Origin of the sequence: Halorussus litoreus (assembly GCF_003382685.1) — an archaeon.
Taxonomy (GTDB): domain Archaea; phylum Halobacteriota; class Halobacteria; order Halobacteriales; family Haladaptataceae; genus Halorussus; species Halorussus litoreus.
On record NZ_KZ859508.1, the window covers coordinates 80,901 to 100,007 of the forward strand.

Genomic DNA, 19,107 nt, shown 5'->3' on the forward strand with positions numbered 1-19,107 from the left:
CCCCCCCCCGCTCGCCCCCGCGCGCGGCCGCCCCCCCCCCCCCCCCCCCCCCCCCGCGACCGCGAGCACCCGTCCGGGCTGTCAGTGGACCGCACGGGCCTCAGCGGCGCGGGCGACACACCGCCGGGATACCGACGGTGAACTGATAATCGTGGTGGTCGAGACGCCCGACCGGTCGCTATTCGAGGAACGTCGGCTGGGTCGCCTTCGACTCGATCTCGGATTCGAGGTGGTCGGCGAACGCCTCGACGCCAACGTCGTCGCGCTCGCGTTCCTGTCGGTCGCGCACCGAGACGGTGCCGGCCTCCTCCTCGTTGTCGCCGACGATGAGCATGTACGGCACGTTGTCGTCGTGGGCCTGCTGGATCTTCTTGCCGACGGTCCACGAGCGGTCCTCGATCTCGACGCGGAAGTCGCCGAGGTAGCGGTTCTGGAGCTGCTTGGCGTAGCCGAGGTTGTCGTCGCTCACGGGCAGGATGCGGACCTGCTCGGGCGCGAGCCACGTCGGGAACCGGCCCTTGAAGTGCTCGATCATCACGCCCATGAAGCGCTCGAACGAGCCCAGCAGCGCGCGGTGGACCATCACCGGGCGGTGCTCCTCGTTGTCCTCGCCGACGTAGGTCAGGTCGAGCCGCTCGGGGATGTTGAAGTCGACCTGCACCGTGCCGATGGTCCACTCCCGGCCGATGGCGTCGACCGCGTTGATGCCGATCTTCGGGCCGTAGAACGCCGCCTCGCCGACCTCTACGTCGTAGTCGAGTCCCTCGGATGCGAGAGCGTCCTTCAGCGCTCCCGTCGCCTGCTCCCAGATCTCGTCGCTGCCGACCGCGTCGTCGCCCTTCGTCTCCAGCTTGTAGCGCACGTCGAGGTCGAAGTGGCCGTAGATGTCGTCGATGACGCCCAGTGTCCCGACGATCTCCTCGTTGATCTGGTCGGGCCGGATGAACGCGTGGCCGTCGTCCTGGGTCAGTCCGCGGACCCGCAGAAGCCCGGAGAGTTCGCCCGACTGCTCGTTGCGGTACACCGTGCCGAACTCCGAGTACCGCACCGGCAGGTCCCGGTAGGAGAACTGGTGGTCGTCGTAGATGTGGGCGTGGTTCGCGCAGTTCATCGGCTTCAGGCCGTACTCGGTGTCGTCTTGCTCCCACGCGAACATCTCGCCCGCTTCCTTGAACGTGTCGTAGTGGCCGGTGGGCTTCCAGAGTTCGGCCTTGTTGAGTTCGGGCGTCCACACCTCGTCGTAGCCCAGTTCGTCGTTCTTCGTCCGGATGTAGTCCTCTAGCTCGCGCCGGATGGTCATCCCGTTCGGGTGGTAGTGGGCCGATCCCGGCGAGTGGTCCGGGATGGAGAACAGGTCCATTTCGCGGCCGATCTTGCGGTGGTCGCGCTCCTCGGCCTCCTCGCGGCGCTCGAGGAACTCCTCCAGGTCCGCCTCGCTCTCGAAGGCGGTGCCGTAGACCCGCGTGAGCATCTCGTTGTCCTCGTCGCCGCGCCAGTACGCGCCGGAGATCGAGAGCAGCGCGAACCCGCCGATCTCGCCGGTCGACTCGACGTGGGGTCCCTTGCAGAGGTCCTCGAACTCGCCCTGCTGGTAGAACGACACCGTCTCCTCGTCGGCGGCCTCCTCGTCTAAGATCTCGCGCTTGAACGGGTTGTCCTCGTACGCCTCGAACGCCTCCTCCCGAGAGCGCTCGAAGCGCTCGATGGCGAGGTCCTCCTCGATGACGTCGTAGGCCTCTTCCTCGATGGCCGCCAGATCCTCCTCGTCGAGGTCGACGCCGTACACGTCGTAGTAGAAGCCGTCGTCGGTCCACGGGCCGATGGTAAGTCGGGCCTCTGGGTGGAGTCGCTGGAGCGCCTGTGCGAACACGTGGGCCGCCGAGTGGCGGAGCACGTCGAGGTACTCGTCGCTAGAGGGCGTGACGATCTCCAGTCGTGCGCCGTCCGGCAGTTCGCTCGCCGCGTCGACGAGGTCGCCGTCCACGACACCCGCGACGGTGTCGCGTCCGAGACCGGGGCCGATCTCGTGGGCGGCGTCTTCGACCGTCGCCCCCTCGTCAAGCTCCAGTTCGGAGCCGTCGGGAAGCGTGACCGTAATCGAACTCATGTTTCGTCTTGGGTGCCGGTGCATCCATAACCCTTTCTACCGGCGACTGGCGACCGGCCTGCTCCGTGGCTCTCGCTGCGAGACGAGACGGACCGGCCGGTGGTCGTTGGCGGACGAGTCTCGCCACTCGTCCCGTGGGCTGGTCGCCGTCCGCGAGGCGAGGCCCCACCAGCTTCATCCCCGGAGAGATTCCTGTTTCCGGGAGGTAGAGGATTTCTCTACCGGGTCTGCGAAGCTCTAGTCTCCGCCGCGGTTGCCCGAATTTGATATATCGAAATGTGATTTATCCGTACCGCCTGCGCCGGGGAATCATCCGTCGAGAACCGGCTACTCATCATCAACTCCGGGCGAAACGGGGGAAAGAGGGGCTAGAGCGAGGAACTGGTCGTGGTTGTCGGAACCGGTTGTAGTCCAGTCGGGATGCTGCTGGAGCCGGGTGCAGACAGGGTCAGGATGCGGTCGGCGGGGCCGCCGCGGTTCGCGGCGGCCCCGCCGACTGCTCGGCCACGATCCGTCGTCCGCGTCGAGCTGGCGATTGCGGGCCGACCGCGAGCAGGGGATTTCGTCTGGGTGATGCGCCGGGACGGCCTTCGGTCGGAGTAGCGCGGCGGGTTTCGTCTTCGGCTGCGGAACCGCTGGAAATCCGAGTCAGCTCCCGATGTGACGTTCCGCTATCGGTCAGCTTTCGGCCCCAACCGAGTACGACAGAGCGCCCGGCTCTTCGGGGAGTCGAACCCTGAAAACCGGGGCCCTCAATCGGTCGCGCAGGTAACGATAGGGAACGAGTAGAACGGGTGGCTGAATGGCCAGTCCCTGATGGCGTCGCCGGAGTCAGGCTTCCGCGGAGTCGATGGCGCCGTTTATCCGAACGAGCCGGTAGTCACACTCTGGACAGCTCCACTTCGTCTTCTGGCCGAGGTGGAGGTTCGTGCTCGCGGTGCAGTAGAACGTCCGCTCGGTGCCACACGCCGGGCAGTCGTGGTCGAGTTCCTGGCTCATGTTCGAAAATCGTGGCGGACGACATTTGAGGATACTGGTTTTTGTCCGGTCCGTCGGTGGTCGTCGTCGAATCCACCCTCTCACGTTTCAACTGCTGGCCGAGTCCATCCCTCTCGGAAGTTCCGGAGCCTGGACTCGCTTGAACGGTCTATCTCGACTGTTCCGATAATCGAACCTCGTTCGTGCGCCCCTCACGACTGGACCCCAAGGGTACTACCCGGGAGGACACGGTTGCGGTCACGCGACGACGCCGAAACCCGGCCGGGTCCCGTCGGCAGGGCCTAGCCAGCGGTGATTCCCGCAGTTCGACCTCAGAACGACCGCGACCGGGGTACCGGGAACCCCGAGATCGTCCGGAAAGCAGTCCGCTGGCGAAACCTGGATGACCGCCGTCCTGCAAGCAGTTGGCTGGCCCCTCTTACTAGCCAGTCCGCGGTGCCGCCACTTCCGGAAACCCGGGACCATCGAACGAGATCTGCGGAGGAGTCGCTTGCCTTTCCGCCGAACCTCCGTTTTCGCCCGTCTTGGGTCTCGAAGCGAACGGTTCAGGACCGAATGCGCTCTTGGCGAATTTGGAGCGGATCTCGTGGGGTCCGAAGCAGTAAACCAAATATAGCTATATCAAGTTTCCTTACCGGGGGAATGCATCTCTCGTCGAAACCGACCGTTGCAGCGCTGCTCGTCCGGGTTTCGCGAATCGACCGCCGAAGTAGAACCGTTTCACCGCAGACATCACCTTCATTGTCCACCGGCACCACGTACCGCATATGTCCATCGTGCTGTACTCGCTCGACGGCTGTCCGTACTGCGAGAAGGTCGAAGAGGCGCTCGACGATCACGGCGTCGAGTACGAGACCGAGTGGGTCGAGGGGCTTCACTCCACGCGCGACGAGGTCAAGCGCGTCAGCGGCCAGCGCGCGGTGCCGGTCCTCGTCGACGAGGACCGGGGCGTGACGATGGCCGAGAGCGACAACATCGTGGAGTACGTCGAGCACTCGCTGGCCTGAGTTGGGGCGGTCGCGGCGGCTTTTTCGATTGAAACGTAGAACTTCCCCGAGGGAGCGGCATTCGGGGCCGGAACTAAGTGCGGTCGGTGGGTACTCGGAGGTATGAAGATCTACACCGGACGAGGTGACGAGGGCCAGACCGACCTCCGGGACATGTCCCGCGTGTCGAAGGCCAGCCCGCGAATCGAGGCGTACGGCACCGTGGACGAGCTCAACGCGCTGCTCGGTCGGGCGCGTCCGACCGGCCACGACGACGTGGACGACCGCCTCGGCGAGGTCCAGAACCACCTTCACGTCGTGCAGGCGGACTTCGCAAATCCGGAGCCTGACGAGGACGACCCCGTCATCCGCGAGGACCACGTCGAGCAGTTGGAGGCGTGGATGGACGGCTTCGACGAGGAACTCGACCCGCTCCAGTCGTTCATCCTGCCCGGCGGGAGCGAGGCGGGCGCGAGCCTCCACCACGCCCGGACGGTCTGTCGCCGCGCCGAGCGCCGCGCGGTCGCGCTCGAAGCCGAGGAGGAGATCAACGACGAGGCGGTGACGTACCTCAACCGGCTCTCGGACGCGCTGTTCGTCTTCGGCCGCGTGGTCAACCAGCGCGACGGCGTGCCCGAGGAGTCGCCGACGTACTGAGTGGAGCCCCGGCGGCCCAGACGACTGCTCCGGAGTCTGGTCCAGTCACCAGTCCCTGCTGAGGGAGTACCGGCCGTCCTTCAGAGAGCGAAGGATGTCGTCACCCGTCAAATCCGGCACCTCGATTACGACGTTGCCTACCCCGACCTCGTCGACCGCGTGCGCGTCGGACGTTATCGTCGGCGTCGGTTTTAGCTCTTCGACCGCCTCGGCGACGGTCGGGTACTCGTCGAGCTTGCGGCCGTGGTCGGTTACCTCGACGAGGTCGGCTCCGATCTCCAACGCGAGTTCGTTGATGTCCTCGGCGGTGTCGTCGTACCGCATCGGGTGGTTGATCTGTTTCACCGTCTCGTTCTCAGACTCGATGACGCAGACGTGGTGGTCGTTCGAGAGTTCGACGCCGTCGAGTATCGGCCCGGGAAAGGATAGGTCCGAGTCGTCCCCGACCGTTTCGTCGTCCACGTCGCCGTCGACCCCGATCTCGGAGTGGTGGTCCGTCCCGACCAGCGCGTCGAACCCCAGTTCGGCGTATCGATCTGCCATCGGTTGCCCCCCGCCGTGGCGAAGGTGAGAGTGGAGGTCGACCTTCGCGAGACGCCACTCGTCGTCGGGCGTCGACTCCTGGTTCTGCCGAGACCGAAGCAACGTGCTCCCGAGTAGTGCATCGCCGGACAGGCCGAGAAACGTTCTGCGCTCCATGGCACGCGGTCGGTAGACGGACCGAAAAGCGTTCTTGCCGGTGTTCCGAGCGTGCGCTGGCGGGACTCCCGCCGAGACCGACACGTTCATTCCCTCCCGGTCGCTTGTTACGTGTAAGCATGCGGATACGCGAGTGGGACGACATCGTCGAGGACGTGGTCGAGCAGGACGTCGACCCGGAGGGCTGGCGCGCGGTCGGCGGCAAGCGCTCGGGTGGCGTCGGCGAGGACCTCTACGTCGGCCACCCGCGCGGCGGGGTGTACATGCTCAAGACGTACGCCAAGAACCCCTACGAGGTACGGGGCGTCGGCACGCAGGTCGCGCGCAAGCTCGACGACGAGATCGGCTCGTTCCTCCCCGCACAGGACACCGACGGCCGGTTCGCGGTCCAGCAACCGCCCGAGGACGAGGACGCCGCCGAGGAGACGGCCCGCCACGTCGAGGAGGTCGTGAAGGCCCACGCCGACGCGCCGACCACGCCCGACGACTTCTTCGACGACCTGATGGGGGCGCTCGACAGCCCCGCGTTCGGCCCGATGGAGTTCGACCGGTACGACCGGCCGGACGAGGCCGACGAGCTTTCGGACCGCTTCGAGGAGGCCGAAGAACTCCTGAACGCCGAACTCGACGAACTGGTCGACGAGGACGACGTGGGCCGGGCGTTCCAGTGATGGCTCGCGCGCCGGGGATGCGACCGCTCGCGGTCGCGTCCCCGGCGCGCGAGCAGAACTCGGTCTGCGAGCGGAACCCCGTCTTGCGAGCCGAACCGAGTAGGCTTAAGCGGGTTCGGGGCAACCGATTCTGCATGAACTCGATCGAAATCGTCGAGGGCGAATCGTGAGCCCGACCGAAACCGTCGAGGACTACTACCGGGCGCTCCGGACGGGCGAGCCCCTCGACCCCTACTTCGTCGAGCGCGAGGACGTGGTGAAGTTCGGCGTGAGCGAGCGCCTCTCCGGCTACGGGGCGGTCGCCGACGGCCTGCGCGAGCAGACTCGGACCACCGACGACTGGCGGGTCGACAGCCGGCGCTTGCAGGTCGTCGTCCGCGACCCGGTGGCGTGGTTCTCCGACGACGTGGCGCTCTCGTGGCTCGACGCCGAGGGCGTCCGCCGGTCGTTCGACACGCGGTGGAGCGGCGTCCTCGAACGCGGTACTGACGAGAGTGAATCAGGTTCAGAAGACGACGAAGACGACCCGAACTGGCGCTTCGTAGCGATGCACGTCAGCGCGCCACATCAGCTCTGACGATGGTCGGGCGAACCAGCGACGAGGACCGGACGGAAGCGATGACGCGGCTGAAAGTCGGCATCGTCGCACTGGTGGGCGCGTCGGCCGGGCTCATCACGCTGTCGGGCGGCGGCTCTGCTCTCCAGATTCTGGCGGCCGTGCTCGGCGGGCTCGTCGTCGGGGCGGCGCTGCTCGCCTATCTGGTCCGAATCGCGTGAGCTATCCGGTCCGAATCGCCTAGGACGTTGACGTTCCTCGGGTAGTGTTGTGATAAGCCAGTAGAACTGGAGAGATGTTCTCGTAAGCCCTCGGTCGCTCGACTCCCGCGACTCGCTGCGCGCTTCGCTCCTTTGCAGTCGCTGTAGTGCTTGCGTCGCCGGGGTTCGTCGAGCGACCTCGCCCTTTCAGTCCACCAGAGATGGTGGTTGATTCACCAAGCGAAGCTGAGACTGGGCGCTCTTATCTGAACACTGCCTTCCTCGCGGGCGGAACGCACCTCCGGAGTGCTACTGCCCGAGAAACGCGCTTCTGGGGTGCTTCTGTGGGAGGAACGGAAACGAGGTCAGGCCTCGACGCGCCGGAGCCACGTCGCGGGGTCGTCGATCTCGTCGTCGGTCGGCAGGTTCTCCGGGCGGTCCCACACCGCGCTCGCGCCCTCGATGCCGCGCTCGGCCGCGACCGCGTCGAAAAAGGCCTTGCCGCGCTCGTACTGGCGGCGCTTGAGCCCGAGGCCGAGCAGCCGGCGGACCAGCCGCGAGAGCGGGTCGCCGCCCTGTCGTCGCTCCTCCATCTTCCGGCGGAGGTCCGAATACTCGTCGTCGAACGCGCCGTCCATCAGGAGTTCGGCGTACCCCTCGACCGCGGTCATCGCGGCGTCGAGTTCGCGGAACGCCTCGCGGTCGAGGTGACCCGAGGCGAGGGCCTCGATACCCTCCTCCATCCGGGATTCGAGGTGTTCCGAGAGCCACGGTGCCGCGCCGAACTCCGCGGCGTGGGTCACCTCGTGGAACGCGATCCAGCGCCGGAACCGGTCGTAGCTCACGTCGAGTTCGCGCGCGATGCGGTCGATGTTCGGCCGGACGAAATAGAGGGCGTGCTGCTCGTCGCCCTCCGCGAGCAGCAGCGGGTCGTACTGTCCGAGAACGTTCTTCGCGAGCACCGACAGCATCACCGACATCGTGCCGGTGTTGATGGTCCGGGCGACGCCGGGCATCACCGCGGGGCCGTGCTGCTCGACGGGCTTCATCACCCGCCGGAAGGTGGCGACGTTGGCGTCGATCCAGTGGTGGCGGTTCTGCACCTCGATGGTGTCGGGCACGTCGAACCCCCGCCCGGAGACCTCGCGGACGCGCTCGCGAGCGTCGCGCACGTCGGCGGCGTACCCCGCTTGCTCGGCGGCCGAGAGGTCGAGTTCGCCGGGGTCGGTCGACGCCTTCGCGGCCTCGGCGACCGCCTGCCAGTCGATGGGGCCGTCGCCGGACGAGTCGGCGATGGCCCGCACGCTGCGATAGAGACTCACGGGTTCAGTTGGGGGCGAACGGTCAAAATCCTTCTGCTGGATGGCTTTGAATGGCGACGCCGAGGGCTCGCGGACCGACGGGCTTTTTCTACCGGCGCGCGCTACGACTCGTTCGTGAACGTTCGGGGCACGGTCGTCGAGGTGGGCGAGGAGCGAACCGTCAGCACGCAGTACGGCGAGCGCGAACTCGCCGAGGTCACCGTCCGCGAGGGCGGCCCCGGCGAACCCGCCGGCAAGACGGCCCACCAGCAGGTCACGCTGTGGGGCAAGTGGACCGAGAGCGCCGACCTCCTCGAACCGGAGATGGAACTGCTCGTGACCGACGTGGAGACCGACGAGTACCGCGGGGAGACCACCTACGCCACCGGCGGGGACTCCTACGTCGTGGTCGAGCCCTCCTTCCTCGTGGACGTAACCGACGTGCGCTCGTGGGTCCAGTGCCCGCGGATGTACTACCTCAACAAGCTCTCGGGGATCCCGCTGGCCTACCCCGTGGTCAAGGGGACCATCGTCCACGAGGTCTTCGGGGATCTGCTTCGGGGGCGGGATCTCGACGACAGCGTCGAGGAGCGCGTCGCGGAGGCCGGACTGGAGTTGGGCCTGCTCGGCAGAGAGGCCGAGGAGGTCGCCGAGGAGGTCCGCCAGAACGCGAGCGCCATCGAAGGGTGGCTTGCGCAGGGAGCCCTGACAGAAGAAGATAACTGGCGGAGCGAGCAGACGCTCATCAGCGAGACGTTCGGGATCAAGGGCCGGGCCGACGCACTCCGGCGCGGGATGCCGGTCGAACTCAAGACCGGGAAGAATCTCAAGCGCGACCCGCGATTCCAGGACAAGATTCAGGCGGCCTGCTACGCCCTCCTCCTGCAGGAGAAGGGCGTCCCCGTCGACACGGGAACCCTGCTGTACACCAAAAACAGTGCGCTCGACCGGTCGGCGGAGGACGGCGACCTCTCGCCCGCCAAGGAGTTCTCGGTCGGCGACGGTCTGCTCGACTTTGTCGTGCGAACGCGAAACGAGATCGCCGCGATGGAGTTCGACTCGGACGTACCGACCGGCTACGAGGCCGACGCGACCTGCGAGTACTGCTTCGAGCAGGACACCTGCATGGTAGTGTCGGGCCGGCTCGATCAGGAGTCGAAGGCGGGCCAGATCGGCGAGGCCATCCCGGAACACGAGCGCGAGTACTTCGACCGCACTTACCGACTCATCGAGGAGGAGCGCCGGGCGACCCATCGGGAGTACGCCAAGCTCTGGGAGCAGACCGCCGCCGAGCGCGCCGACGCCGACCGCGCGCTCGTCGACCTCGAACCGACCGACCGCCGCCAGCTCGACGGCGGCCGGTGGGAGCTTCGCGCCGAGCGCGCGGGCGAGGCGGTGTCGAAGATACGGGAGGGCGACGTGGTGCTCGCCAGCGACGGCGACCCGGTCGACGGCCACGCGGAGTTGGCCCGCGTGGAGCGTCTCGACGACGAGGTCGTCGTGACCGCGGACGAACCCGTCGAACTGCGGCGACTCGACGTCTATCCATCCGAACTCTCGGCCGACCGGATGCTGACCGCGCTGCACGACTTCCTGCTCAAGGGCGACCAGCGACAGAAGGACGTGCTGTTCGGCGAGGCCGAGCCCGAATTTGCCGAGGACCACGAAACCTACATCGACAACAACGAGGCCCAGAACGAGGCGGTGAACCTCGCGGTGAACGCCGAGGACTTCGCGCTGGTCCACGGCCCGCCGGGCACGGGCAAGACGTACACCATCGCGCGGACCATCCGGGCGCTGGTGGAAAACGGCGAGCGCGTGCTGCTTTCGGCGTTCACCAACCGCGCGGTGGACAACGCATTGGAAGCGCTGCGCGAGCAAGGATTCGAAGACGTCGTTCGCGTGGGGACCGAGAGCGGCGTGCGCGAGGATATGCAGGACCTCCGGCTGGAACAAGCCGGCGACCCCGGCGAGCGCGCCGCGGAGTTGAACGAGGCCAGCGTGGTCGCCGCGACGACCGCGACCTGCGGGTCGCGCGTGATGCGCGAGCAGTCGTTCGACGTGGCGCTGGTCGACGAGGCGTCCCAGCTTACCGAGCCCGAGGCGCTCGCGGCGGTGAACCTCGCCGAGCGGTTCGTCCTCGTTGGAGACCACCAGCAGTTGCCGCCGGTGGTCCGAACAGAAAACGACCTCTCGACCTCGCTGTTCGAGCGCCTCATCGAGCAGTCGCCGAAGGCAGGCGTGATGCTCGACCGCCAGTACCGGATGAGCCAGCGCATCCAGGCGTTCTCCTCGCGGGAGTTCTACGACGGTGAGCTTCGTCCCGCCAGCGGCAAGGTCGCGGGCCAGCGCCTCGCTGATCTGCCGGAGGTGACGACGGCCGACCTGCCAGACGAACTGCGCGGCGGTGGCGGCGTCGCGTTCGTCGACCCCGCCGGTCGCGCCGAGGGCAACACCAACCCCGCGGAGGCCGACCGCGTGGCCGAGGTAGTCGAGTCGTTCGTCGCGGCGGGGGTCGCCCCGAGCGAGGTCGGCGTCATCGCGCCGTTCCGCGCGCAAGTCGCCGAGATCGGCCGCCGGGTGCCCAGCGGCGTGACCGTGGACACGGTCGACCGCTTCCAGGGGTCGAGCAAGGAGGTCGTCGTGGTGTCGTTCGTCGCAAGCGAGGATCTCGAGAGTCCGATCTTCGAGGACTACCGCCGGGTGAACGTGGCGCTGAGCCGCGCGAAGAAGTCGCTCGTGCTCGTCGGCGACCGCGAGGCGCTGCGCACCGACGACCTCTACGCCCGGATGGTCGACTGGGCGACGTGAGGTGCGGGACGTGGCGCGTGCGCTGTCTTGACCTCCCGCTCCGGCGCGTGCTGGCGTCTTGGCCAGCGAATCGAGCCACGGCTCGTCAGAGTTTGCTCTAACGGCGCGGCCTCCGTGCCGCGCCGAAACGCGCGAGGTCTGCGCGAGCGGAGCGAGCGCAGGCTCGGCAGTCGCAGCCCGCCCAGCCCGCAGGGCGAGCAGGACCGTCTGCCGGTGGACGAGCATGGCGAGGCCCAGTGTGCCTCGCGTGCTGTGCGGGCGACGCGTGGGTCGCCCGCAGCCATCGCAGGCCGGAGTCCTCGTGAGCGAAGCGAACGAGGTCCTCGAAAATCGAAGATTTTCGGGATGTGGCGAATCTTCGAGTCGCAACAGCTCGTCGGAGCGCTGCTCCGACGGTGGCCGAGAAGCGCAAGCGGTTGGGGAGGACGAGGTGCGGTCGCGGTGCTGTGCGGTCGCGGTTGCGGTCACGCCAAGGCGCAAGCAGTAGCGAGCTCGCTTTGTGGACCAAACTTCTCCGGTCGCGGTGCGGTCACGGTGTTGCGCGGTCGCGGTACTGCGTGGTCGCGGTGCGGCACGGTTCGACCGTCGTTCCCACGCGAGTCTTGCACGAACTTTCCATCAATCGTGCCAGTAACGAAACATTCCGGGAAGAGCCGTTTCCGGTACGTTTAAGAGTTCGACGGGTGCCGCTTAATGATATGAGTGGACGACCGCTCGACGTGCTGGAGGCCTCGCTCGACGAGGAGGTCACAGTACAGTTGAAAGGCGGCGAGGAGTACGAGGGAACGCTCACCGGCTACGACCAGCACATGAATCTCGTGCTGGAGGACGTCGACGGCGAAGACACAACCATTATACGCGGCGATAACCTCGTTTCGATCAATCCATGACTGGTGCAGGCACCCCGAGCCAGGGCAAGAAGAACAAGACGACTCACGTGAAGTGTCGTCGCTGCGGCGAGAAATCGTACCACAGTCGGAAAGGCGAGTGTTCGAGTTGCGGCTTCGGCAAATCCAGCAAGCGCCGCGACTACGAGTGGCAGAGCAAGGCCGGCGAATAGCGACTGAAACTGGTCGCCGCTTTGGTCTCTCCGATCTCCTTCGCGTAGACGTGTGTTTGTCGTAGAGTGTGTTTTCTGGGAATATGACGGGATGGCGTGAACGAGAGTTCGAGGTGTTGTGTGGGGAGTGTACTTCGACAGTGAATGCAGAAAGTCGCTAGCTATCGCTTGAGCCTAGGCGTGACCGCACCCGCAACTGCACAGCACCGCGACTGCACCGCATCCTCGAACCTCCCCAGCCTCCTGCGTTGCTCGGTCTCCGCTTCGCTCCGACCTGCGCTACTCGTCCCTCGCACGCTATGGCGCGGCGCGCGAACGCGCCGCGCCCAAACGCGCGCCGGGCCAGAAGAATGGGTCAGCGCACGCCGTGGCAGCAGGCCGGTCAGCACACGCTGTGGTGGAAATAGATGCCAGCGCACGCCGTGATGGGACGACCGAACGTATGCGCATTCGTGGATATCCTGTCGGAAACCGGGGAGGGATATCAGCACGATAGCGAGGGTTTTTACTACCCCGGTCCCCTCCCTCCTTCCATGCCAGACGGCCGGGACGCGGCCCGAAGCGGTTCGACCGAGAACGCCCGTTCGAGTTCGTCCGAGACGCCCAGCGAGGGTCGGCGCGAGCGGCCTGCCGGTGGCCCTTCCGACGGTTCGACCGGTGGCCGCTCCGACGAGCCGACCGAGAAGTGCGGCGTGGTCGGCGTCTCGCTCGACGACCGGGACGCCGCCCACCCGCTGTACTACTCGCTGTACGCGCTCCAGCATCGCGGGCAGGAGTCGGCGGGCATCGTCACCCACGACGGGTTCCAGCAGCACAGCCACGTCGGGATGGGACTCGTCGGCGAGGCGTTCGACGAGGACGACGTCGACGCCCTGCACGGGAGCGCGGGCATCGGCCACGTCCGCTATCCCACCGCGGGGAGTGTCGACAAGTCCTGCGCCCAGCCGTTCACCGTCTCGTTCCGGAGCGGCGCGCTGGGGCTGAGCCACAACGGGAACCTCGTGAACGCCGACGAGCTCCGGGATCGGCTCGCCCGACAGGGCCACGCGTTCACCTCCGACGGCGACACCGAGGTCATCGCCCACGACCTCGCGCGCAACCTGCTCGACGCCGACCTCGTCGAGGCGGTCGAGACCACGATGGAGCGCGTCCACGGCTCGTACTCGCTGACGATCATGCACGACGACGTGGTGATGGGCGTCCGGGACCCGCAGGGCAATCGCCCGCTCTGCATCGGCGAACTCGACGACGGCTACGTGCTCGCCAGCGAGTCCGCGGCCGTCGACACCCTCGACGGCGAACTCGTCCGGGACGTGCGGCCGGGCGAACTCGTCGTGCTCCGACCCAACGGCGCGGGGTTCGACTCCCACCAGCTGTTCGAGCCCGAGCACACCGCCCACTGCTTCTTCGAGCACGTCTACTTCGCCCGACCGGACAGCGTCATCGACGGTAAACTCGTCTACGAGGTCCGCCGGGAGCTCGGCCGCAAGCTCTGGGAGGAGAGCGGCATCGACACCGACGTGGTGATGCCGGTGCCTGACTCCGGTCGGGCGTTCGCCTCGGGATATGCGGAGGCCGCACAGGAGGATAGCGAGGCGCAAAGCGCCTCGGGAACCGCGAGCGAAGCCGACGTCGAGTTCGCCGAGGGGCTGATGAAGAACCGCTACGTCGGGCGGACGTTCATCATGCCGACCCAGGACGAGCGCGAGCGCGCGGTCCGGCTGAAGCTCAACCCCATCAAGTCGACGGTCGAGGGCAAGACCGTCACGCTCATCGACGACTCCATCGTCCGCGGAACCACCTCGACCCAGCTCGTCGACCTCCTGCTGGACTGCGGCGCGGAGGCGGTCCACATGCGCATCGGCGCGCCGCCCATCGCCGCGCCGTGCTACATGGGTATCGACATGGCGGCCCGCGACGAACTCGTTGCCGCCGACCGTTCGGTCGAGGAGATCCGCGACGAGATCGCGGCCGACAGCCTCGCGTACCTCTCGTCCGAGGCAGTCGCGCACGCGCTCGGCGAGGACCGCGCGGACCTCTGCATGGGCTGTGTCACCGGCGAGTACCCCTACGACGTGGAGGGCGAGGCGATGGACCCGGCCCACGCCGGGAACGTGAAGCCAGAGTTGTAGTGGTCGGTCGCTTTTCGCCGACCACATTGTTCAATTCCACGCCAGACCGCCAGTGGATGCGCTGGACCGATCAACCACTATCCTTGGCGGACTGAAAGGGCGAGACCTGCTCGCGTTCATTGTAGTCGTTTCAGCGGGATAGCTGGCGCGCGCAGTTCTGCGCGCGCCAGCTATCCCGCTGAGCGACCGCGAGCAGGTCGAGGGCTTTCGAAATTGTAGTTGCGGTCCCTCAGCTATCAGAACCCTCAGCTAGCCAAAGAGCGTAGTCACGGTTCCCTTGGTTAGTCAGAACACCACATTCCCACCGGCCACAGCGGATACCTGCCTCGAACGCGACTTCTCGGTATGGTCGAACAGGACTTCGGCGAGGCCACCATCGCGTACGAGGACCCGGACGGCGAGACGGTCGAGGAGACCGTCCAGAACGAGCATGTCGCGTACTTTCAGGACCACTGGATCCTCCGCATCGACGAGGACGAGCAGGGCCGCGACCGGGTGCGGCGCATCCCCACCCAACGGGTGTACTACGTCGAGCGCACGGTCGAGGAGTTCGAGGAGGTCAAGACGGTCCGCGATCAGGTCCAGTCGGTCGCCGACGACCTCCGGTCGAAGCTCCTCGGGGGAAGCGAAACGCGGGGTGGCGGCGGCTTGGGCGGCGGTCGGGGTACCGGGAGCGACGAGGGCGGCACCGGCGAACCGGAGGTCCACCACATCGACGTCGAGAGCGGCGAGTCGGTGACGGACAGGGAGCCCGGCTCCGGCTCGAATGGAGAGTCGAGTTCCGACGGTGAATCTGGAACTGACACCGACGACTCAGAGCGATAATATTTCGGAGCGGTCTGCCCACGACGCTCTCGCGGGCGAAACCGTTACTTCTCGGCAGGTCGTGGTGTTCCAGAGATGGTTCCCAGCCCCGACCCGGGCGACCGGGGCGCGACCGGCGAGGAGCGACCGGACGAACAGCGAGCGGCGCGGAAAGCGGAACAAAAGGAGGACGAAGAGAAAACCCGCCCCGAACCCGAGGTCCGCTGGGTCCAGATTCGCGAGCCGAGACTCGCGGTCGAGATCGGGCGGAACGGTCGCATCCTCGCCAGTCGGTTCCACGAGGACTACGACGCGTGGGAGGTTCTGCTGGAGACCTACGAGGGCGAACCGTCCGAGTGAACGCATCGACAGTTGGATTCAGAACAGATACAGCAGCAGGTACACCACCACGCCGAGCGCGAACGAGGTGAGCCACAGTACGGCGGCAACCCGGCCGACTCGCGGGTGGTTCGTCGCCGGAAGCTCGGACACCGACTTCGTCAGCGCGAGCAGGAGGACGTAGTACAGCAGCGGGATGCAGACCACCGCGAGCAGGACGTGGATCGCCAGAATCGGTGCGTAGACGAACCGCTCGATCACGGCCGGTCCCTCGTAGCCGGTCGGCCCGAGGATCGCGACCCGGTAGAGGTACAGCGTCAGGAACGCCGCGAACAGGCCAACGCCCGCGAGCATCCCGTTGCGGTGGCGCTCGACCTCGCCGCGGCGGATGGCCCGCCACGAGGCCGCGATGACCACGAACGCGACCGTGCTGATGACCGCGTTGACGTGCGGAATGGCCGCCAGCACGGGGTCGGGCGCTCGCGGGAGCGCGCCGGCGGGCACCACGCGCAGCGCGGCCGAGAACACGAGCGCGAGCGAGACGACCGTCAGCAGGCCGGTCACGGCGGGGACGTGACGCTCGACGAAGCGTTGCATGCTCGACGGTAGGGAAGCGACGAAAATACGCCTTGCTGTGTCGTCCCGAGAAGGGCGACCGGGTCGGCTCGAAGTGTCGTGCAAACCGGTGCCGTCCCGACGTTGAAACGAAAGGCCTTTTATCCGGTTGGCCTCTATCTTGTATTGCGAGAAAGACCCAGCGAGCGTGGGTAGCCAAGCTAGGCCAACGGCGCAGCGTTGAGGGCGCTGTCCCGTAGGGGTCCGCCGGTTCAAATCCGGTCCCACGCATCGCAAGCGCGTCTATTCGCGCACAGGATGCAGGTGGAGTCCCTTGGGACTGCACCCACGCACAATTCCTTTCGGACGCTACTGTTCGAGCGACAGCGATGCGCTCGCCGTCGGCGGCCACCCGTCTTTTCCGACTCCCCGTCGTGACCACAAGCGCATGGTGGGGAATTCAACGTTCGCAGTCGTCGCGCTCGCGGTCGTTCTCGTCGCCGTCGCACCGGTCGCGGCAGTGGGGACGGTCGCGGCCGAAGCGGGACAGCACCGAGGGGACGCATCGGTCGGCCAAGCGCTAGCTGTCGGTAGCTCGGGGGCGATCTCGAACGGCGCGCTCGCCCGGCAGACCGCCGAGGGGTGTAACTACACCCGGCTGTACGACCGGACCATCGGCTCGGTCGTCCTCGTCAGAACGGCCGACGGGCTCGGCTCCGGTTTCGTCTACGAGAACGACGAGAACGGAATCAGCTACGTCGTGACCAACGAGCACGTCGTCAACGAGTCGGCATCGGTCGGCGTGCAGTTCAGTCGGGGCGAGCGCCTCCGCGGGGAGGTCGTGGGTGCGACCGCGTTCGTCGACCTCGCTGTCGTGCGCCTGAACGAAACGCCCGACTACGTGGAAGCGCTCGAACTCAGCGCCGAAATGCCACGGCCCGGCCAGCGCGTCGCGGCCATCGGCAGCCCGTTCGGGCTCCAGAGCACCATCACGTCGGGCATCATCAGCGGCGTCGACCGGCTGACCCCGACCGAGACGGGCCTGATTCCGAACACCATCCAGACCGACGCGCCGATCAACCCCGGCAACAGCGGCGGCCCGCTGGTCGCCTGTGACTCCGGCACGGTCGTCGGCGTGAACCGCGCGGGCGGTGGCGACAACATCGGGTTCGCGGTGTCGGCCTCGCTGGTCGAGCGCATCGTGCCCGGTCTCGTCCAGAACGGCGAGTACGACTACCCCTACCTCGGGGTCCAGCCCGCGCCGCTCGCCCAGTCGGTCGTCGACGCCAACGACCTGAACGTCACGCAGGGCGTCTACGTCGCGGAGGTGGCCGACGGTTCGCCGGCGAGCAACGCCCTGCAGGGCGCGACTGGCTCGCAGATCGTGGCCGACCAGCGCGTACCGGTCGGTGGTGACGTGATCGTCGCCGTCGGCGACCAGTCGGTCGAGAGGCCCGAGGACCTCCTGTCGTACCTGCTGACCGAAACCCGGCCGGGCGACGAGGTCGAGTTGACCGTCGTCCGGGACGGCGAGCGCCGGACCGTCAGCGTCACGCTCGGCGAGCGTCCGGACCCGGAGGAGAGCGCGTAGCGGGCGGGTATCTGGCCGATCTACAGGCCTTCGAACTCGCGAATCCCCTCGCGCCAGTCGTCGGGGATGGGACGCGAGTCGCCGTCGCGGTTCACGGCAACCTGTACGGTGTGGCCCTCCGCAGCGACTCCGCCGTCGTCTCCGTCGGCAGCTGCGCCAGCGTTCTCGCGGATCTCGTAGTCCATCCGGAGCGAGGAGGTGCCGAGTTCGGGGACTCGGACCGCCACGGTGACCGGGCCGGTCGAGCTTACGGGCCGCCGGAAGTCGAGTTCGAGGCTGGCGAGCACGCTCCCGATCTCGTTGAGCTGGAGGTCGAGCACCTCGCGGAAGTAGGCCACGCGGGCCTCTTCGAGGATGGTGGCGTACACCGCGTTATTGACGTGGCCCATCGCGTCGAGGTCCTGAAAGCGAACGTCGACCTCGGTGGTGAACGAGTAGTCGGTCATCGCTTGCAGGTGCGCGACCGCCACAGTTCGATGTGTCGCTTTCGGACGGGGCGTGATTGGACGTGACGAGGGGGGCTTCGTGGTTCGTCGGTTTTCTGGAACTCCTGCTCGCACTGACTCGTCCTTCGGCCGTTCCGTGCGATTTCGTCTTTCCATCCCGGCGCGTGCTGGCGCGGTCGTCGGGAGCGGGGCGCGGCCGACGGCCGCGGAAATGCGAGCGGTGAAACCGCGCGCGACGCGACCGACCGCTCGGCAGAGGCGGTTTCTCTGCCGGTGGCTCCGTGGCGCGCCAAGCCGCGCGAGGTCTTCGCACGGGGACCGAGCGCAGACCTCGCGCGCGCTCGATCAAAAAACGAAATTTCGTTGCTCATGTAGCGATACGAGGACGGACTTGCGGACGCCGTTCAGAGAAACGTCAGCCCTCCGTCGGCATAGAGCGCGCGCCGCATGGACCCCCAAATAGATTCTATCGTGTACTCGCCGGTCACTCCCTCGATAGCACTCTCGCGGACGATTTCGAGGTCGAACCCGTCGCCCGAGGCCGTGATGACGTGGTCGGCGCTGTCGGCACTCGGGTCAGCGACGAGTTTCGACCGGACGTCGTCCAACCCGAGTGACGCCAGCGCGACTGCCGCGTGGGAGTTGAAGTTCCGGGGAAACCGCTCGCAGAGGCCCCGGACTGGTCCCTCGTAGAGGACGGTTCGACCCGCCACGTCCCCGGGGTCGAGTTCGTCGGTGTAACTGAAATCGAGATGGTCGGGTGCTTTCGTCGCGCGGATCGATACCGAATCGAGCGCGTGCCGGGCGTCGACCAGACCGTCCATCCCGAGCAGCGCGGCGTGGGGCAGATAGACGTCCGTGTCGTTGGCGTTCGCGGTCGAGACGAGTCGCTGTTCGACCGACTCGTCCACGAACGCCGACCCGGAGAGGACCATCAGGTCGCTCGCTTCGAGGACCGTCTCGCCCAGGTCCGCGAGCACCTCGTGAGTTGCGGCCTCCACGACGAGGTCCACGGGCCGATCGGCGAGTCGGGCCGGGTCGGTCAGCTGCTTGTGCCCGGGGAGGTCGTCTTTCTCCGAGCGGACGAGGGCGTACCCGAGTTCGAAGTCCGGGTCCGACTCGACGTAGTCGGCGAGCGCGCGCCCGATTCGACCGAATCCGAGCAGGCCGATAGTGTGCGGTGCAGTCACGAA

Annotated in this window: 19 protein-coding genes and 1 tRNA gene; 13 read left to right on the top strand and 7 right to left on the bottom strand. The window is 66.9% G+C overall.

Annotated features, from left to right (window positions below; genetic code table 11):
- Nucleotides 1-178 precede the first annotated feature (178 nt).
- Together thrS and DPQ64_RS19110 are read right to left on the bottom strand one after the other, a co-directional pair.
- Nucleotides 179-2,107, bottom strand: coding sequence for a threonine--tRNA ligase (thrS, locus tag DPQ64_RS03895; RefSeq protein WP_115863045.1), 1,929 nt, complete (start codon nucleotides 2,105-2,107; stop codon nucleotides 179-181).
- Between the two features lie 831 nt (nucleotides 2,108-2,938).
- Nucleotides 2,939-3,106: a DUF7838 family putative zinc beta-ribbon protein gene (locus DPQ64_RS19110; protein WP_198661997.1), complete on the bottom strand. Its 168-nt coding sequence runs from the start codon at nucleotides 3,104-3,106 to the stop codon at nucleotides 2,939-2,941.
- Nucleotides 3,107-3,873: 767 nt separating this feature from the next.
- Here DPQ64_RS19110 and DPQ64_RS03900 point away from each other — a divergent pair.
- A complete protein-coding gene (locus tag DPQ64_RS03900) occupies nucleotides 3,874-4,113 on the top strand; it encodes a glutaredoxin family protein (protein ID WP_115863046.1) in 240 nt (79 codons plus the stop codon).
- A gap of 102 nt (nucleotides 4,114-4,215) precedes the next feature.
- A complete protein-coding gene (locus tag DPQ64_RS03905) occupies nucleotides 4,216-4,749 on the top strand; it encodes a cob(I)yrinic acid a,c-diamide adenosyltransferase (protein WP_115863047.1) in 534 nt (177 codons plus the stop codon).
- A gap of 45 nt (nucleotides 4,750-4,794) precedes the next feature.
- Here DPQ64_RS03905 and DPQ64_RS03910 read toward each other — a convergent pair whose 3' ends face one another.
- Nucleotides 4,795-5,448, bottom strand: coding sequence for a PHP-associated domain-containing protein (locus DPQ64_RS03910; protein ID WP_157971577.1), 654 nt, complete (start codon nucleotides 5,446-5,448; stop codon nucleotides 4,795-4,797).
- Between the two features lie 119 nt (nucleotides 5,449-5,567).
- On the opposite strand from DPQ64_RS03910, the gene DPQ64_RS03915 reads away from it, so the two are divergent.
- From DPQ64_RS03915 to DPQ64_RS03925, 3 genes are all read left to right on the top strand, one after another.
- Nucleotides 5,568-6,119: a hypothetical protein gene (locus DPQ64_RS03915; protein WP_115863049.1), complete on the top strand. Its 552-nt coding sequence runs from the start codon at nucleotides 5,568-5,570 to the stop codon at nucleotides 6,117-6,119.
- Between the two features lie 166 nt (nucleotides 6,120-6,285).
- On the top strand, nucleotides 6,286-6,696 hold the full coding sequence (locus DPQ64_RS03920) for a nuclear transport factor 2 family protein (RefSeq protein WP_115863050.1): 411 nt from the start codon (nucleotides 6,286-6,288) through the stop codon (nucleotides 6,694-6,696).
- 2 nt (nucleotides 6,697-6,698) lie between these two features.
- Nucleotides 6,699-6,896, top strand: coding sequence for a hypothetical protein (locus tag DPQ64_RS03925; protein WP_115863051.1), 198 nt, complete (start codon nucleotides 6,699-6,701; stop codon nucleotides 6,894-6,896).
- A 344-nt stretch (nucleotides 6,897-7,240) separates the two neighbouring features.
- On the opposite strand, the gene DPQ64_RS03930 is transcribed toward DPQ64_RS03925, so the two are convergent.
- Nucleotides 7,241-8,197: a zinc-dependent metalloprotease gene (locus DPQ64_RS03930; RefSeq protein WP_115863052.1), complete on the bottom strand. Its 957-nt coding sequence runs from the start codon at nucleotides 8,195-8,197 to the stop codon at nucleotides 7,241-7,243.
- Between the two features lie 114 nt (nucleotides 8,198-8,311).
- Between DPQ64_RS03930 and DPQ64_RS03935 the strand changes: the two genes are divergently transcribed.
- The 6 genes from DPQ64_RS03935 to DPQ64_RS03960 all read left to right on the top strand — a co-directional run bounded on the left by DPQ64_RS03935 (nucleotide 8,312) and on the right by DPQ64_RS03960 (nucleotide 15,343).
- Nucleotides 8,312-10,987: an AAA domain-containing protein gene (locus DPQ64_RS03935; RefSeq protein ID WP_115863053.1), complete on the top strand. Its 2,676-nt coding sequence runs from the start codon at nucleotides 8,312-8,314 to the stop codon at nucleotides 10,985-10,987.
- A 698-nt stretch (nucleotides 10,988-11,685) separates the two neighbouring features.
- Complete coding sequence (locus DPQ64_RS03940) at nucleotides 11,686-11,877, top strand: LSM domain-containing protein (RefSeq protein ID WP_115863054.1); 192 nt, start codon at nucleotides 11,686-11,688, stop codon at nucleotides 11,875-11,877.
- On the top strand, nucleotides 11,874-12,047 hold the full coding sequence (locus DPQ64_RS03945; RefSeq protein WP_115863055.1) for a 50S ribosomal protein L37e: 174 nt from the start codon (nucleotides 11,874-11,876) through the stop codon (nucleotides 12,045-12,047). Before DPQ64_RS03940 ends, DPQ64_RS03945 begins: the two co-directional genes overlap by 4 nt.
- A 533-nt stretch (nucleotides 12,048-12,580) precedes the next feature.
- Nucleotides 12,581-14,179 (top strand): amidophosphoribosyltransferase, encoded by a 1,599-nt coding sequence (gene purF, locus DPQ64_RS03950; protein ID WP_115863056.1) that lies wholly within the window; start codon nucleotides 12,581-12,583, stop codon nucleotides 14,177-14,179.
- 345 nt (nucleotides 14,180-14,524) lie between these two features.
- Nucleotides 14,525-15,004 carry a hypothetical protein gene (locus tag DPQ64_RS03955; RefSeq protein WP_115863057.1) on the top strand — a complete coding sequence of 160 codons (480 nt, stop codon included), beginning with the start codon at nucleotides 14,525-14,527 and terminating at the stop codon, nucleotides 15,002-15,004.
- Between the two features lie 75 nt (nucleotides 15,005-15,079).
- The gene (locus DPQ64_RS03960) at nucleotides 15,080-15,343 is read left to right on the top strand and encodes a hypothetical protein (protein ID WP_115863058.1); all 264 of its coding nucleotides are present in this window, start codon (nucleotides 15,080-15,082) and stop codon (nucleotides 15,341-15,343) included.
- 18 nt (nucleotides 15,344-15,361) lie between these two features.
- On the opposite strand, the gene DPQ64_RS03965 is transcribed toward DPQ64_RS03960, so the two are convergent.
- A complete protein-coding gene (locus DPQ64_RS03965; protein ID WP_115863059.1) occupies nucleotides 15,362-15,919 on the bottom strand; it encodes a DUF420 domain-containing protein in 558 nt (185 codons plus the stop codon).
- Between the two features lie 164 nt (nucleotides 15,920-16,083).
- On the opposite strand from DPQ64_RS03965, the gene DPQ64_RS03970 reads away from it, so the two are divergent.
- Both DPQ64_RS03970 and DPQ64_RS03975 read left to right on the top strand, forming a co-directional pair.
- A tRNA-Leu gene (locus DPQ64_RS03970) sits at nucleotides 16,084-16,168 on the top strand.
- Nucleotides 16,169-16,325: 157 nt separating this feature from the next.
- A complete protein-coding gene (locus DPQ64_RS03975; RefSeq protein ID WP_115863060.1) occupies nucleotides 16,326-17,468 on the top strand; it encodes a S1C family serine protease in 1,143 nt (380 codons plus the stop codon).
- Between the two features lie 20 nt (nucleotides 17,469-17,488).
- On the opposite strand, the gene DPQ64_RS03980 is transcribed toward DPQ64_RS03975, so the two are convergent.
- Nucleotides 17,489-17,914: an acyl-CoA thioesterase gene (locus tag DPQ64_RS03980; protein WP_115863061.1), complete on the bottom strand. Its 426-nt coding sequence runs from the start codon at nucleotides 17,912-17,914 to the stop codon at nucleotides 17,489-17,491.
- Between the two features lie 404 nt (nucleotides 17,915-18,318).
- The gene (locus tag DPQ64_RS03985; RefSeq protein ID WP_198661998.1) at nucleotides 18,319-19,104 is read right to left on the bottom strand and encodes an aspartate dehydrogenase domain-containing protein; all 786 of its coding nucleotides are present in this window, start codon (nucleotides 19,102-19,104) and stop codon (nucleotides 18,319-18,321) included.
- Nucleotides 19,105-19,107 lie beyond the last annotated feature (3 nt).

Excerpts from the sequence above, each read along its gene's own strand:
- thrS (WP_115863045.1), bottom strand. The coding sequence starts at position 2,107 with ATGAGTTCGATTACGGTCACGCTTCCCGACGGCTCCGAACTGGAGCTT.
- DPQ64_RS19110 (WP_198661997.1), bottom strand. The coding sequence starts at position 3,106 with ATGAGCCAGGAACTCGACCACGACTGCCCGGCGTGTGGCACCGAGCGG.
- DPQ64_RS03900 (WP_115863046.1), top strand. The coding sequence starts at position 3,874 with ATGTCCATCGTGCTGTACTCGCTCGACGGCTGTCCGTACTGCGAGAAG.
- DPQ64_RS03905 (WP_115863047.1), top strand. The coding sequence starts at position 4,216 with ATGAAGATCTACACCGGACGAGGTGACGAGGGCCAGACCGACCTCCGG.
- DPQ64_RS03910 (WP_157971577.1), bottom strand. The coding sequence starts at position 5,448 with ATGGAGCGCAGAACGTTTCTCGGCCTGTCCGGCGATGCACTACTCGGG.
- DPQ64_RS03915 (WP_115863049.1), top strand. The coding sequence starts at position 5,568 with ATGCGGATACGCGAGTGGGACGACATCGTCGAGGACGTGGTCGAGCAG.
- DPQ64_RS03925 (WP_115863051.1), top strand. The coding sequence starts at position 6,699 with ATGGTCGGGCGAACCAGCGACGAGGACCGGACGGAAGCGATGACGCGG.
- DPQ64_RS03940 (WP_115863054.1), top strand. The coding sequence starts at position 11,686 with ATGAGTGGACGACCGCTCGACGTGCTGGAGGCCTCGCTCGACGAGGAG.
- DPQ64_RS03945 (WP_115863055.1), top strand. The coding sequence starts at position 11,874 with ATGACTGGTGCAGGCACCCCGAGCCAGGGCAAGAAGAACAAGACGACT.
- purF (WP_115863056.1), top strand. The coding sequence starts at position 12,581 with ATGCCAGACGGCCGGGACGCGGCCCGAAGCGGTTCGACCGAGAACGCC.
- DPQ64_RS03955 (WP_115863057.1), top strand. The coding sequence starts at position 14,525 with ATGGTCGAACAGGACTTCGGCGAGGCCACCATCGCGTACGAGGACCCG.
- DPQ64_RS03960 (WP_115863058.1), top strand. The coding sequence starts at position 15,080 with ATGGTTCCCAGCCCCGACCCGGGCGACCGGGGCGCGACCGGCGAGGAG.
- DPQ64_RS03965 (WP_115863059.1), bottom strand. The coding sequence starts at position 15,919 with ATGCAACGCTTCGTCGAGCGTCACGTCCCCGCCGTGACCGGCCTGCTG.
- DPQ64_RS03975 (WP_115863060.1), top strand. The coding sequence starts at position 16,326 with ATGGTGGGGAATTCAACGTTCGCAGTCGTCGCGCTCGCGGTCGTTCTC.
- DPQ64_RS03980 (WP_115863061.1), bottom strand. The coding sequence starts at position 17,914 with ATGACCGACTACTCGTTCACCACCGAGGTCGACGTTCGCTTTCAGGAC.